This window comes from Segatella copri, assembly GCF_026015625.1.
Taxonomy (GTDB): Bacteria; Bacteroidota; Bacteroidia; order Bacteroidales; family Bacteroidaceae; genus Prevotella; species Prevotella copri_H.
Genome location: NZ_JAPDVG010000001.1, coordinates 1,201,912 through 1,216,416, shown reverse-complemented (window position 1 = coordinate 1,216,416; position 14,505 = coordinate 1,201,912). Strand labels below are relative to the sequence as shown.

The window sequence follows — 14,505 nt, the reverse complement described above, 5'->3', positions numbered from 1 at the left end:
ACTATAGAGGCCTTAGAATGCCGTTTAACTTTAATCAGAAAGTGAAAGTCTTTCATTTTTCGTTACTTATCATTTCTTGCTGTTTGATGTTCTGTTCTTGCCACGACAGGGTGCCAAACAGCAATTTCCAATTATCGTTAGATGATTATCAGGACTTACGTTCTTCTGCCTATGCTATCAATTCGAGGGCGGTAAGGAATCTGATAGACAGCATCATGCGAAATGATAAAGACCGACATGCTGCTGATTTGCATACCCGTCGCTATTATCAGAATGAAGGTAATCTGCTTTGGATTACACGTCATGGGGTAAATAGTCAGGCTGACTCCCTGGTGACTTGCCTGCGTTCCGTAGCGGATATGGGATTTGATAAACGTCGGTTCTATGTGGATGCTATAGCCCGAGATATTGACAGGTTACGAGATTTAAATCTAGATTCAGCTGATAATCAGATAAATCAAGTGATAGCCCGACTGGAGTATCGCTTGACCAAAGCTTACTTCAGATATACGATGGGGCAGAATTTTGGATTTATGAATCCTAGTTTTGTTTTCAATCGTTTAGATACTCTTGCTCCCAATCCTTATGATAGTAGCAAGAGACCCGTTAGGTTCAGAGGTCTGTTTGATGTAAAAATGGCTCATGCAGATGATGCGTTCTATCAGAAGGCTATGCAAATGGTTAGATGCGACTCGGTGGCTTCCTTCTTGAAAGAAGTACAGCCTAAGAATCCTTTCTATTATCAACTGCTGGAAAAATTGAAGACTGGAGGACTGGGCAAGGCGATGAGAATCAAAATTCTCTGCAACATGGAACGTTGCCGCTGGAGGCAGTATGATAATCCCTGGCAACACGAAAAATATGTGGTTGTCAATATACCATCGTTCCATCTGATGGCTATTGATCATCAGGATACGCTCTCGATGCGCATAGGATGTGGAGCCAGTAAAACCAAAACCCCGATATTGAACAGTCATATCAAACGTATGGAACTGAATCCTCAATGGTTTGTTCCCCGTAGTATCGTTCTCCATGATATGATACACCGGGTGGGGAATCATGGCTACTTTCGCGCGCGTAACTACTATGTAAGGGAAGTGGCAACAGGTAAGGAGGTTGACTTAAACAGAGTAACTCGATCTATGCTTATTTCTGGTGCTTATGGCATCGCTCAGCGGGGCGGAAAGGGGAATGCTCTGGGAAGAATCATCTTCCGTTTTGATAATAATTTCTCGGTCTTCCTGCATGATACTAACAGTAAGGGCGTGTTTGGACAAGAGGATAGAGGAGTATCGCATGGATGTATCAGAATAGAAAAACCATACGATTTCGCTGTCTTCCTATTGGCTGACAAAAACGAGAAACTGAAGGAAAAGATATACTATTCGATGACAGCAGATTCGCTTGCCAATAAAAAACTTGTTGTGAATAACGTAAAGGTTAATCCTCAAGTTCCTCTCTTCATAACCTATTATACACTCTATCCGTTAGCAGGAGGCAGAATAGCTGATTATTCTGATGTGTATGGATTTGATGCGGTAATATTCGATATGTTGAGAAAATATCTATAAACAACACATTTGTAAAAGCAATGATAAACGATAAAGAACTCTTGGCGATGATTAGGGATCCTAAGACCCAACGCGAAGGCTTTGCTGTACTGGTAAGTCAGTATAGCGAGCCGTTGTATTGGAAGGTTCGCCATATTGTTTTAGATCATGATGATGCTGATGATGTGTTGCAGAATGCCTTTGTTAAGGCTTGGACCAATCTGGATTCGTTTCAGGGAAAGTCTTCGCTCTCAACATGGCTTTACCGTATAGCAATTAACGAAGCGCTTGATTTCTTGAGACGCAAGAAGCAGATGGTAAATGTCAGTACCGAAGACGAGCCGGGCTTGGCTTCACGTCTTCTTGCCGATGACTATTTTGATGGTGACCAGATTCAGGCAGAACTGCAAGAGGCTGTAGCCCTACTGCCCGATGTTCAGCGCACAGTTTTCACTCTAAAATATTATGATAATATGAAATATTCAGAGATGAGTAAGGTGCTGTCAACAAGTGAAGGAGCTTTGAAGGCATCCTATCATCTTGCTGTGAAAAAAATAACCGATTTTTTCAATCGTAAGGATTAAACCTTTTCGGTTAGTTTTCGTCTATTTAATAAAGTATAAAAGAAAGGAATGAGGAATATGTTAAAAGAATACAATATATTGAATAGCCGTTTTGGTAAGAAAAACCATTTCCAGGTGCCGGCTGGTTATTTCGACCAGCTGACGGATAGGGTGATGGCAAATTTGCCGGAGCAGGAACCCCGCATCATTCACATGCAGCCTAGCTTATGGCAGCGTATGCCGATTCGAAAGATTGCGGCGGCTGTTGCTGTTTTGGCTGTGATGGGAGGTGGTTCGGTACTGGCGCTGAAATATACGGGAAGCAGTAAGCCTGCTATGGCACATGTGGACCATATGGTTCAGAAAGCTGCTGTGAATAATAATGAAGATGCTACTTTTAATGAGATGGCCGATTATACGATGATGGATAATGAAACTATCTATGCATCGCTGATTGCAGAAAATTAATGGTTGGTATTTCTTTTTGTCTACAGATAAAGATTTTAAAAAAGATAAGGTATGAGAAAGATAATGCAACATAGGTTTCTTGCGCTTTTAGCTATGCTGATGATTAGTCTGGTTTCACTTGCTTCACAGCCTCAGGGTAGAAAACATCATAATGGATTTGATCCTAAAAGGTTTCAGGCAGAACTAGAACAGTTTATTACGACTAATGCCTGTCTTACGCCGAGAGAAGCTGCTAAATTCTTCCCGGTATATAGACAGATGGGTAAGAAAATGCGTATGATATTCGATGAAATGCGCCGATTCCGTCATGTGAATCCGAATGATAATGAGGCATGTGCCGAAGCTATCAGAAGACAGGATGAGTTGGATATTCAGCTGAAACAGTTGCAGCAAGAGTATCATTCTAGATTTATGACCATCTTGCCACCTAATAAGGTGTTCAGTGTCATCAAGGCAGAGGAACGGTTCCATCGGCAGGCATTCAGGCGGATGAAGAAATAAATCTCTAAAAAAGTAGAGATAAAACTATTTAATATGTATTTATGTGACTTTTGGTCACATTAATAGGGTCGCGAAGATATTTTTAATAATATTTTCGCGATTTTATTTTGTCCTTTCCGTTATTTGTTGTACTTTTGCACTTTGGAAAATAATAATATAATATAATAAGGTATGTACAGAAGTAATACGTGTGGAGAGTTACGTCTCTCTGATGCCGGCAAGGAAGTGACACTTGCCGGTTGGGTACAGCGCTCAAGAAAGATGGGTGGTATGACATTCGTCGATTTGCGCGACCGTTATGGTATCACACAGTTGGTCTTCAACGAGGCTGATAACAAAGACTTGTGTGATGCAGCTAACAAGCTAGGTCGTGAATTCTGCATTCAAATAAAGGGTGTAGTAAGTGAACGACAGAGCAAGAATCCTAAAATGGATACTGGTGACATCGAAATCCTGGTGAAGGAACTCAATGTCCTCTCTCAGAGTCAGACCCCTCCTTTCACTATCGAAGATAATACTGATGGTGGTGATGATATCCGTATGAAGTATCGTTATCTTGATTTGCGTCGTCCTGTAGTGCGCAAAAATCTGGAGTTGCGTCATCGTATGTGCATCTTGATTCGTAACTTCCTCGATGCACAGAACTTCATGGAGGTTGAAACTCCAATTCTTATTGGTAGTACACCAGAGGGAGCCCGCGACTTTGTTGTTCCTTCCCGTATGAATCCAGGTCAGTTCTACGCTCTTCCACAGAGTCCTCAGACTTTAAAGCAGCTCTTGATGGTTGCTGGCTTCGACCGCTATTTCCAGATTGCCAAGTGCTTCCGTGATGAGGATCTTCGTGCTGACCGTCAGCCAGAGTTTACACAGATTGACTGTGAAATGAGTTTTGTTGATCAGGATGATGTCATCAACCTTTTCGAGGAAATGGCTCGCCATTTGTTTAAGGAGATTCGTGGTGTAGAACTTCCTAAGTTGGAGCAGATGACCTGGCACGATGCTATGCGCCGTTTCGGTAGTGATAAGCCAGACTTGCGCTTCGGTATGGAATTTGTTGAGTTGAAAGATGCTTTCACAGGTAAGGGTAATTTCTCTGTATTCGATGAGGCTAAGTATATTGGCGGTATCTGTGTTCCAGGTTGTGCTGATTATAGCCGTAAGCAGTTGAACGAATTGACTGATTTTGTTAAGCGTCCTCAGGTTGGAGCCAAGGGCTTGGTTTATATTAAGTACAATGCAGATGGTACCGTTAAGAGTAGCATAGATAAGTTCTACTCTCCAGAGGAACTTGCTGAAATCAAGACCGTAATGGGAGCCAAGGATGGTGACCTCGTTTTGATTTTGAGCGGTGATAATGCTAACAAGACACGCATTCAGCTTTGCTCTTTGCGTTTGGAAATGGGTGACCGTCTTGGTCTTCGTGATAAGAATGTATTCAAGTGTCTTTGGATTATCGACTTCCCTCTCTTTGAGTGGAGCGATGAGGAGCAGCGCCTGATGGCTACACACCATCCATTCACTATGCCAAATCCTGATGATATCCCATTGCTCGATGAGCATCCTGAGCAGGTTCGTGCCAAGGCATACGACTTTGTTTGCAATGGTATTGAAGTAGGTGGAGGTTCTCTCCGTATTCACGATACTCAGCTGCAGGAGAAGATGTTTGAGGTTCTCGGCTTTACTCCAGAGCGTGCTGAGGCTCAGTTCGGTTTCTTGATGAATGCTTTCAAGTATGGCGCACCACCTCACGCAGGTCTTGCTTTCGGTTTGGACCGTTTCGTCAGCATTATGGCTGGTCTCGACAGTATTCGCGATTGTATTGCCTTCCCAAAGAACAACTCAGGTCGAGATGTTATGCTCGATGCTCCTTCTGAACTTGACCCTAAGCAGTTGGATGAATTGGAAATCAAACTTGATTTGAAGGCTGAATAAAAATAGAGAAACGAAGGTATTCACTCCATAAAAAAGTATGCGTAAAATGCCTTGAGAAAAATTCAATGATTTATAATAAGTAATTGATTTTTAGTAAATAAAGTGCTGCGCTTCTTGACGTAAATCAAGAAATGCAGCACTTTTGTTTATAAGTAGTAGTTTTTTCTATTTTTCTAACACTATTTCGAAATAAAAGTTATAAATTTGCAGCAGATATTAAGGTTGAGCTGACGAAATGAGGCTCAATAGAATCATAAAATTCTTAAAACATGGTAGAAAAGAAAGCGACAACTAAGACTGCTGCAAAGAAGCCAGCAGCAAAGAAGGCTCCAGTAGCAAAGAAGGCTCCTGCAGCAAAGAAGGACGTTCTTTACTTGAACGCAGAGAACGCAGGTTTTAGAGCTGGTGATGTATATCAGGCATTGGCAGCTTCAGAAAAGGCTCTCACAGTAGCAGAAATTGCTAAGGCTGCTAAGATCAGTACAGAGGATGTAATCCTTGGTATCGGTTGGCTCTTTAAAGAGGGTAAGATTAAGGATGAGGACAACAAGGTTGCTCTCGCTTAAATAAGGTTTATTTTTCAAAGAGCCGCGGTTGCTTGTAAGTGAGTAACCGCGGTTTTTTCTTTTTCTGTCTTCTCTCTTGAAAGAGGACGAATGTTATGATTATTATATGAAACTTGATCAGGAGATATTCAATGTTCTTTTGGCTGCGGGTGCAAAAGGGTTGAAAGTAGAAAAAATAGCTCGTCATGTATATAATTCCTGTAATTCGATTTTTACACCTCTGAATTACAAGGATGTTCATAGCTATGTTACACAATATCTCACCAGATGCGCTAAAGACCCACAATCGCTTATAGAAAAAGGTAAGGGGTATGGTGTATATCATGTTAATTTTGATTCAAAGGCCGTACAGCAACTGATGCTTAATTTTTCTTCTTCTGTATTAGAAAATAGTAATGAAGGGGAGGACAAGGCTGACGATAGTGCTCCTCAAAGTCTTTTTGATGAGAATATGTTCTAAATTATTTTTTTTATGAGGGGAATGTTGTAGTATGTTCGTATAATATATGTAGACTTTATAATAACTGATAAAAGTTAAACAATAAACATATAAACGAATAAACTATGGCTAGTAGATATTTATTAGGTTTTGACGTAGGCTCAAGTTCTGTAAAGGCTTCGCTTACTGATGTTGACAATGGAGAAATCGTAGCTTCTGCATTCTATCCGGATCATGAAGCACCCATTATGGCTGTAAAGACCGGTTGGGCAGAGCAGGATCCTCAGATGTGGTGGAATAATGCTAAGTTGGCGCTCAAGAAAATCATGGCAGAATCTGGTGCCAAGGGTGAAGATATCCTTGCTATTGGTATCTCGTACCAGATGCATGGCTTGGTTTGTGTTGATAAGAATCAGCAAGTTTTGCGTCCTAGTATCATCTGGTGCGACTCTCGTGCCGTACCTTATGGCGAGAAGGCTTTTCATGATTTAGGTGAGAATTTCTGCTTGCGTAATCTGCTCAATTCTCCTGGAAACTTTACTGCTTCTAAACTTGCTTGGGTAAAGGATAATGAACCGGAACTGTTTGATAAGATTGATAAGATTATGCTTCCTGGTGATTATCTGGCAATGAAACTTTCAGGTGAAGTTAAGACTACTATCAGTGGTCTTTCTGAAGGTATGATGTGGGACTTCAACCAGAAAAAGCCTGCTAAATTCCTGCTTGATTACTTTGGCTTCGATGAAAGCATTCTGGCTGATATTGTTCCTACTTTCTCTGTACAGAGTGTAGTAAGTAAAGCGGCAGCTGAAGAACTTGGTCTGAAAGAAGGTACACCAATATCTTATCGTGCGGGTGACCAGCCAAATAATGCTGTGAGTCTGAATGTGTTCAATCCGGGTGAAATTGCAAGTACTGCAGGTACATCAGGAGTTGTATATGGTGTATTGGGTGATGTTAACTATGATCCAAAGAGCCGTGTCAATACTTTTGCTCATGCTAATTATACTACAGACCTTGACCGTCTTGGTGTATTGTTGTGTATCAATGGAACTGGTATCTTGAATGCGTGGGTTCATCGAAATATCACTCCAGATGTAAGCTATGCGGATATGAATGATCTTGCAGCTTCTGTGCCAATAGGTAGTGATGGTGTTAAGATTATCCCATTTGGTAATGGAGCTGAGCGTGTATTAGAGAATAAGGAAGTTGGTTGTTCTATTCGTGGCATCAGCTTTAATAAGCATAATCGTGCTCATATTGTTCGTGCAGCACAAGAGGGTATCGTCTTCAGTTTCTGCTATGGAATGGAAATCATGCAGCAGATGGGTATGGATATCAAGAATATTCATGCAGGTAAGGCTAATATGTTCCTCAGTCCGTTGTTCCGAGATACCTTGGCGGGTGTGAGTGGTGCTACTATCGAACTTTATGAGACAGATGGTAGTGCAGGTGCTGCTAAGGGTGCTGGTATTGGTGCCGGTATCTATAAGGATCATAATGAGGCTTTTGCTTCATTGAAGAAACTTGCAGTCATAGATCCTGATGAGGCTAACCGTTCTGCTTATCTCGAGGCTTATTCTGCATGGAAAGAAGAGCTGAAAAAACTTTAAACGTTTGTAATTTACTTTAGACAAACTTTTTTTATAATATCAGATAAAGGGTGGGAGAAGTCTCACCCTTTATTTTTCTTTTTCCCGATTCTTTTGACTTTTGGGGGAGCTTCCGTCTTATTTAAAGATTGGATTTAAATATCTGTAGTTGATGTTTCTGAGTATCTATCCACCTATGTTTTGTCGTGATGAACCGCTTTAGAAGATAGATAAGTGATTATACAATGAAAAAATCCCCCAGCCCGCTTGAGAAAGCAGGATGGGGGATTGGTATTTTGAATCAAAACAGTTTAATTCTTGAAACTGTGGATTGGAGCCGGAATACGACCGGCACGGTTTACGAATGCCTCGCAACTGAATGGGTTTACAGGCATGATTGGAGCATGACCGAGCAAACCGCCAAAATCTACATTGTCGCCTACCTTCATGCCCACAACTGGGATGATACGTACGGCAGTAGTCTTCTGGTTAACCATACCGATGGCAGCCTCGTCGGCAATGACACCGGAAATTGTGGTGGCTGGAGTATCGCCAGGGATGGCAATCATATCCAAACCTACTGAGCAGACACAAGTCATCGCCTCAAGCTTCTCGATGGTCAGCGCACCAGCCTCTACAGCGTTGATCATGCCCTGGTCTTCGCTGACAGGGATGAAGGCACCGCTCAAACCACCTACATAAGAAGAAGCCATGATACCGCCCTTCTTAACTTGGTCGTTCAGGAGTGCAAGAGCTGCTGTGGTACCAGGAGCACCGGCATGCTCAAGACCGATGAGCTCGAGAATATCGGCTACACTATCACCGATAGCTGGGGTAGGAGCCAATGAAAGGTCGATGATGCCGAAAGGTACGTTCAGACGGCGTGAAGCCTCCTTGGCTACCAACTGACCTACACGGGTAATCTTGAAAGCGGTGCGCTTGATGGTTTCGCAAAGAACCTCGAAGCTTTCGCCCTTTACCTTCTCCAATGCATATTTTACAACGCCAGGACCGCTGACACCGACACTCACTACCGCATCGGCCTCAGAAACACCATGGAAGGCACCAGCCATGAACGGATTGTCGTCTGGCGCATTGCAGAGAACAACGAGTTTGGCGCAACCCAGAGAACCTCTGTCCTTGGTTGCCTCGGCTGTATCCTTTACGATTTCGCCCATCAGTCGGACGGCGTCCATGTTGATACCGGTCTTGGTAGAACCCACATTGACTGAGCTGCAGACGAAATCGGTCTGTGCCATCGCCTGAGGGATAGAACGGATAAGGAGCTCATCGCTCTTGCTCATACCCTTGCTTACGATGGCAGAATAGCCGCCCAGGAAGTTGACACCGAGCTCCTTGGCACACTGGTCGAGGGTCTTGGCAATCTTCACGTAATCGTCGGTAGTCTTGCAGGCAGAACCGCCTACCAGCGAGATAGGAGTGATGGAGATACGCTTGTTGACGATAGGCACACCAAACTCCTTGGAGATTTCTTCGCCGGTCTTCACCAGGTTCTTTGCCAGACGTGTAATCTTATTATGAATGTTCTGACAGAGCTCATCGAGATCGGTAGATGCGCAATCCAAAAGGTTGATACCCATGGTGATGGTACGCACATCGAAATTCTCCTGCTCTATCATCTTATTGGTTTCGATAACCTCAGATATATTGATCATATTGTTTGCTTTTTAAATTCTGTGCATCATATTGAAAATTTCCTCGCGCTGGCATTTGATCTGCACGCCCATAGCCTTACCAACATTGGTGAGTTCATCGGCTACTTCCTCGAAAGTTTTCTGCATCTTGCCCATGTCTACGATCATCATCATGTTGAAATACTCCTGTACGATGGTCTGAGAGATATCCAAGATGTTGATACTGTTCTCTGCCAAATAGGTACATACCTTAGCGATGATACCAACGGTATCCTTGCCCACTACTGTAATAATCGTTCTGTTCATGTATTTATTCCTTATTTTAAATTGGTAAGTTTTCGGCTGCAAATTTACAACTATTTTGTTAGACTACCAAATAAAAAGTCAGAAAACTTGTAAAATCACTAACGCTTTGCAAGTTTTCTGACTCATTTTTACCTTTCTTGTTTCCTTATCTTACTTGATACCTCTTTCGTTGAGTGCCTTAGAATATTTGGCTGCATTCTGCAGGTGCTCATCGTAAGTGCGGGCAAAATTATGAGTGCCGCTGAAATCCTCCTTGGCACACATGTAGAGGTAATCGTGATGCACATGGTTGAGGACGGCATCGATACCTGCTACGCTCGGAATACGGATAGGCCCCGGTGGCAAACCTGGGTTCTTATAGGTATTATACGGGCTCTTGATAGACAGGAGGTTGTTGTAGATGCGCTTGAGGTCGAATCGCTGCCAGGCATATTTAATGGTAGGATCGGCCTGCAATGGCATTCCCTCTGGATATTCGGCATTGCGAAGCATCAGACGGTTATAATACATGCCGGCTATCATCGGTTTCTCGCCGTTGTTGGCTGTTTCTTCGTCCACGATGCTGGCAAGGGTGATGATCTCCACCGGTGTCAGTTTCATAGCCTTTGCCTTTTCGGTGCGCTCAAAGTTCCAGAACTTGTCGCTTTCTTTCTTCATGCGCTCCAGAAATTTATCTACCGAGATGTTCCAATAGAGATCGTAGGTGTTAGGTACGAACATGCAGGCGATGGTGGCAGTATTGTAACCATATTTCTGACAGACGCTCTCGTCGCGCAGGGCATGGTAGAGGTCGTTGCTGCCAAACATCATCTTCTTGCCAATCTCATCAGAGAGTTTGTCGAGCGTGCGGACCGAAGGGATGGTAAGGCTAACCGGTTCCTGCAAACCGTTCTTCATGTGGCGCCATGTCTTGAGGGCACCATCGCCCGGAGCAATGGCGTATCTGCCGGTGCGGATATGATCGGCATAGCCGGAATGGAGGGTCAGGGTCTTGAATGCCTGGAACGGAATGCTCTTGGCAAATGGGCGGAGCTTGTTGTATACAGAGTCGATGTTATCATCGCTGTCGATGTAAACATACTCGGTGTTGCTGCTCTTCGAGAAGGAAGAGAAACAGTAGATGTAGCCCACGATGGCGATGACTGCGATGCAGCCTATAGCACCATACAGATAGAGCTTAGAAAATGATTTTTTCTTTTTCATATTCTTCTTGTTTGTTATTTTTCGGGTGCAAAAGTACAGTAAAAATGGGAAATAGCAAAGTATAGGAATTTAAAATAGGTTAATTGTCATCTTTCTTTATCCGTTGTGTCTGCTTTTTTGTTACCTTTGCACTTGACATTGAGAATCAACATGTGTATCGGTGCTTTCGGGCACATTATTATAAAAGGATTATGAAAATGAAGTTTTCGATAGCGTATGCTGCCAAGTGGGGTCATGCCCTGCATGTAGAATTAACTTTTGCCGCCGCTGACGGCTATCAAGATACGATGGACTTGCCGATGACCACCCGGGACGGGTATCACTGGGAGGTGGAAATGGCGTCAAGGCAGAACCGCCATCACCCTTTCGTAGCTGTGGCTTACTGCTACTGCGTGAAAGATGCCGAGGGAAAGGTGCTGCGTAGGGAATCGCTCGCTTCTGCCCGCCAATATGTTTTTGATGAGAGTAAGAATTTCTATTTTCAGGACTATTGGCTGGAGGAGGATAATCCTTACGTGGGAAAAAATGCCTTCGTATTGCAGCAGGTAAAGTTTACTGATGTCAAGCCAGCGCGTCTGCCTCTCTTCGACCGTACTATCATCTTCAAGATTCATGCCCCGAAACTCTATGAGGGCGAGGCTGTAGCTCTGTTGGGAAATCATCCTACGCTGGGCAAATGGAATCCGGCTCATTTCCTGAAGATGCAGAACAATCATGGCAAGGACTGGGAAATATCTGTGAATGTGCAGGCTATCGATGAGCCGATAGAATATAAATATGTGGTGATTGATGCACAGACCCAGAAACTGAAGAGATGGGAATTTGGGGATAACAGAATCTTTGGCATTTCGGGTAATGAACAGGCTGGTGGACAGGGAACTCCTCAGGGTGAAATCCGTGTATACCATCAGGATGTTTATGTGCTACACGGCGGTGAGTTCCGCATCAAGAGGGTTCCGGTTCATGCCCAGTTCAATTTCGATACCTATATATTCGATCTTGACGGAACCCTGATTTCTTCTCTCCACGACCTGGCTGCAAGCTGCAATTATGCGCTGAAACTGAACGGGATGCCTGAACGTACGCTGGAGGAGGTACGCATGTTTGTAGGAAACGGGGTGAAGAAGCTGATGGAACGTGCCGTGCCGGGAGGATTGGAGAATGAGAAGTTTGAGAAAACCCTGCAGGATTTCCGCCAGCATTATATGGTGCACAATATGGATAATACGAAACCTTATCCGGACGTGATGGAGATGCTGGAGGAACTGAAGAATAGGGGAAAGAACATTGCGGTGGTAAGCAACAAGTTTTATGCAGCTACCCAGGAAATCTGCCGCCATTTCTTCGGCGACCTGGTAGATGTGGCGATAGGAGAGCGGGAAAATATCAAGAAAAAACCGGCTCCAGATACCGTAAACGAAGCCTTGCGCCAGCTGCATGCGGATAGAGAAAGGGCGGTATATATCGGCGACAGCGACGTGGATGTGATGACGGCAAAGAACAGCGGAATGCCTTGTATCTCTGTTCTTTGGGGATTCAGAGATCACGATTTTCTGCTGGCACATGGAGCTTCTATCCTAGTATCATCACCCTTGCAGATATTATAAGAAAGGTAGGATAAAACTATCTGGAAGACCATCATAGAGAATGGTCTTCCAGATATTTCTTGATAAATTCAAAGTAGGTTTCTGATATCGGAATGCTCTGGTCGCCATAGGTAATGTGCTGCTGGTCTACCGTATCAAACTTTGTCATGTTGGCAAGGAACGAACGGTGTACACGCTTGAATTTCTCTCTTGGCAGCCTTTCTTCCAACTGTTTGAGGTTGCCCAGGGTTCTGATGTTAGGCCTGCCCTCAAGATGGAAACGGATGTAGTCTTTGTCGCAGTCAACAAACAGAATATCATCTATCGGGATTCTTACGCATTTGTAATCTCGTTTTACCACCAGAAAACCGTCGCGCTTGATTGGGTTGTAGTTATCGTCCTGCATGTAGCTTTCGAAGACTTTCTGGCATGATCCCATAAAGTCATCGTATGTGATGGGCTTGAGCAAATAGTCGAATGCATTCACTTTGTAGGCTTCGATGGCATACTCCTTGAATGCGGTGGTGAAGACAATCTTCACGTTCTTGGGTACAACCTTTGCAAATTCCAGACCGCTGATCTGCTGCATGTGGATGGCGAGAAAAAGTATGTCGAGATGGTTGTGATGGATGCCGTCTACAGCATCTATCGCACTTTTGTAGGCTCCGATCAAATGCAGGGTCGGAGTTTTCTCTATATACTGTTCCAGGAGTTGCAAAGCTTCCGGATCTTCATCTATGATGGCGCAATTTAAAATCATAATTTTACTGTTTTAGTGATTTTATTCTCGATTTTCGTAAAAACGAAAATTGTGTTTGTTTATTGTATCAAGCTGCAGATTTTTTCAGATAAAAATCTATTTTCATGATTTTACCTTAAATTTGTTTAATCTATTTGGCTATTTGAGGAAAAAACCGTAATTTTGGAGATTGATAAGTCAGACTATAACTGTAGAATATGAAATACAATAAGAAACAACATACCAAATTGTCCTGTCGGAGCAAGTGTTTTTTCCTTGCCTTGGCTTTGGCTATGGCATCGGTTGATGCCTCAGCCCAGAAGATTTCGCTAGGCTCTTGCATCACCCGTGACGGAGGTCAGTTTAAAGGCGAAATGGTGAGCGGAAAGCCACAGGGAAAAGGTACTACCATCTATAAGAATGGGGATACCTACGAAGGCTCTTATATGAAAGGTAAGCGCGAAGGTTATGGCGTTTATACCTTCAGTGATGGCGAAAAGTATGAGGGACAGTGGATGCAGGACCAGCAGCATGGTAAAGGCACCTACTATTTCCAGAACAACAACAAATATGTAGGCCTCTGGTTCCGCGATTACCAGCATGGTCATGGCGTCATGTTCTATTATAATGGTGATAAATATGACGGCGACTGGTATAAGGACAAGCGTCAGGGACGCGGCGTTTATACTTATGCCAATGGCGCACAGTATAAAGGCCAGTGGATGAACGATATGAAGAATGGAAACGGCTTCTTCAACTGGGGAGACGGAACTACTTATGACGGTCAGTGGCTAGACAACCAGCGCTCAGGAAAAGGTACTTTCAAATATGCTGATGGCGATGTGTATATCGGCGACTGGAAGGATGATATCCAGGACGGAAAGGGTATCTATAAATTTCATAATGGCGACATTTATGAAGGCGATTATGTGCAGGGAGAACGCACGGGTATAGGCATCTTCCGCTCTGCAAAGGGTGCCAAGTATAACGGACAGTTTAAGGATGGCCTGCGTACCGGTCAGGGTACCTTCATCTGGAAGAATGGCGATATCTATGTAGGCGACTGGAGGGATGATCTGCAGAACGGCAGGGGCAAACTGACCAAGAAGAACGGCGACGTGTTTGAAGGTGAGTTCAAGAACGGTCTGGTTGATGGTAATGTCGTGATTCATTATGCTGATGGTAGAAGATTCAAGGGTGCCTATCACAAAGGTAAGCGCCAGGGACCTTGCATAGAAGAAGATAAAAACGGTAAGCGTTTCGAAGGAACCTATTGTAACGATGTTCGTGACGGAAGATTTGTAGAAAAAGACCGCAACGGACAGGTTACAGCCAAGGGAGCCTACGAAAACGGCAAACGATTTGAAGACTAATCTCTTCAGAAAATTAGAAAAATACAAAGAAA

General features: G+C 43.6%; 14 protein-coding genes and 1 pseudogene. 11 read left to right on the top strand and 4 right to left on the bottom strand.

The features are described 5' to 3' along the window. The first annotated feature begins 110 nt into the window (after positions 1-110). The 8 genes from ONT19_RS05540 to ONT19_RS05505 all read left to right on the top strand — a co-directional run bounded on the left by ONT19_RS05540 (position 111) and on the right by ONT19_RS05505 (position 7,632). Positions 111-1,571, top strand: coding sequence for a L,D-transpeptidase family protein (locus ONT19_RS05540; protein ID WP_367399988.1), 1,461 nt, complete (start codon positions 111-113; stop codon positions 1,569-1,571). 20 nt (positions 1,572-1,591) lie between these two features. Beyond that, complete coding sequence (locus tag ONT19_RS05535) at positions 1,592-2,134, top strand: RNA polymerase sigma factor (protein WP_118253362.1); 543 nt, start codon at positions 1,592-1,594, stop codon at positions 2,132-2,134. Between the two features lie 57 nt (positions 2,135-2,191). Beyond that, the gene (locus tag ONT19_RS05530) at positions 2,192-2,581 is read left to right on the top strand and encodes a hypothetical protein (protein ID WP_264952986.1); all 390 of its coding nucleotides are present in this window, start codon (positions 2,192-2,194) and stop codon (positions 2,579-2,581) included. Between the two features lie 51 nt (positions 2,582-2,632). Continuing rightward, positions 2,633-3,082, top strand: coding sequence for a hypothetical protein (locus ONT19_RS05525; protein ID WP_022121838.1), 450 nt, complete (start codon positions 2,633-2,635; stop codon positions 3,080-3,082). Between the two features lie 171 nt (positions 3,083-3,253). Then, entirely contained in the window at positions 3,254-5,014 is a 1,761-nt protein-coding gene (gene aspS, locus ONT19_RS05520) for an aspartate--tRNA ligase (protein WP_153091242.1), read from the top strand. Between the two features lie 269 nt (positions 5,015-5,283). Beyond that, entirely contained in the window at positions 5,284-5,580 is a 297-nt protein-coding gene (locus ONT19_RS05515) for a winged helix-turn-helix domain-containing protein (RefSeq protein ID WP_022121836.1), read from the top strand. 106 nt (positions 5,581-5,686) lie between these two features. Next, entirely contained in the window at positions 5,687-6,040 is a 354-nt protein-coding gene (locus ONT19_RS05510) for a hypothetical protein (protein ID WP_118152594.1), read from the top strand. A gap of 104 nt (positions 6,041-6,144) precedes the next feature. After that, positions 6,145-7,632, top strand: a complete 1,488-nt coding sequence (locus tag ONT19_RS05505; RefSeq protein ID WP_264952987.1) for a xylulokinase — start codon at positions 6,145-6,147, stop codon at positions 7,630-7,632. 290 nt (positions 7,633-7,922) lie between these two features. Here the strand turns inward: ONT19_RS05505 and ONT19_RS05500 are convergent, their stop codons facing one another. From ONT19_RS05500 to mltG, 3 genes are all read right to left on the bottom strand, one after another. Then, the gene (locus tag ONT19_RS05500) at positions 7,923-9,287 is read right to left on the bottom strand and encodes a PFL family protein (protein WP_117693627.1); all 1,365 of its coding nucleotides are present in this window, start codon (positions 9,285-9,287) and stop codon (positions 7,923-7,925) included. 12 nt (positions 9,288-9,299) lie between these two features. Beyond that, positions 9,300-9,572 carry an ACT domain-containing protein gene (locus ONT19_RS05495; protein WP_006849014.1) on the bottom strand — a complete coding sequence of 91 codons (273 nt, stop codon included), beginning with the start codon at positions 9,570-9,572 and terminating at the stop codon, positions 9,300-9,302. A 150-nt stretch (positions 9,573-9,722) separates the two neighbouring features. Next, entirely contained in the window at positions 9,723-10,775 is a 1,053-nt protein-coding gene (gene mltG / locus ONT19_RS05490; RefSeq protein WP_264952988.1) for an endolytic transglycosylase MltG, read from the bottom strand. 191 nt (positions 10,776-10,966) lie between these two features. Here mltG and ONT19_RS05485 point away from each other — a divergent pair. Both ONT19_RS05485 and ONT19_RS05480 read left to right on the top strand, forming a co-directional pair. Next, positions 10,967-11,620, top strand: a pseudogene (locus ONT19_RS05485) (carbohydrate-binding module family 20 domain-containing protein); the annotation flags it as partial. 99 nt (positions 11,621-11,719) lie between these two features. Then, a complete protein-coding gene (locus tag ONT19_RS05480; RefSeq protein ID WP_228113366.1) occupies positions 11,720-12,382 on the top strand; it encodes an HAD family hydrolase in 663 nt (220 codons plus the stop codon). Positions 12,383-12,413: 31 nt separating this feature from the next. Here the strand turns inward: ONT19_RS05480 and ONT19_RS05475 are convergent, their stop codons facing one another. Next, a complete protein-coding gene (locus ONT19_RS05475) occupies positions 12,414-13,121 on the bottom strand; it encodes a LytR/AlgR family response regulator transcription factor (protein WP_022121830.1) in 708 nt (235 codons plus the stop codon). A gap of 272 nt (positions 13,122-13,393) precedes the next feature. Here ONT19_RS05475 and ONT19_RS05470 point away from each other — a divergent pair, with 272 nt between their 5' ends. Further along, positions 13,394-14,473: a phosphatidylinositol-4-phosphate 5-kinase gene (locus ONT19_RS05470; protein WP_264953098.1), complete on the top strand. Its 1,080-nt coding sequence runs from the start codon at positions 13,394-13,396 to the stop codon at positions 14,471-14,473. Positions 14,474-14,505 lie beyond the last annotated feature (32 nt).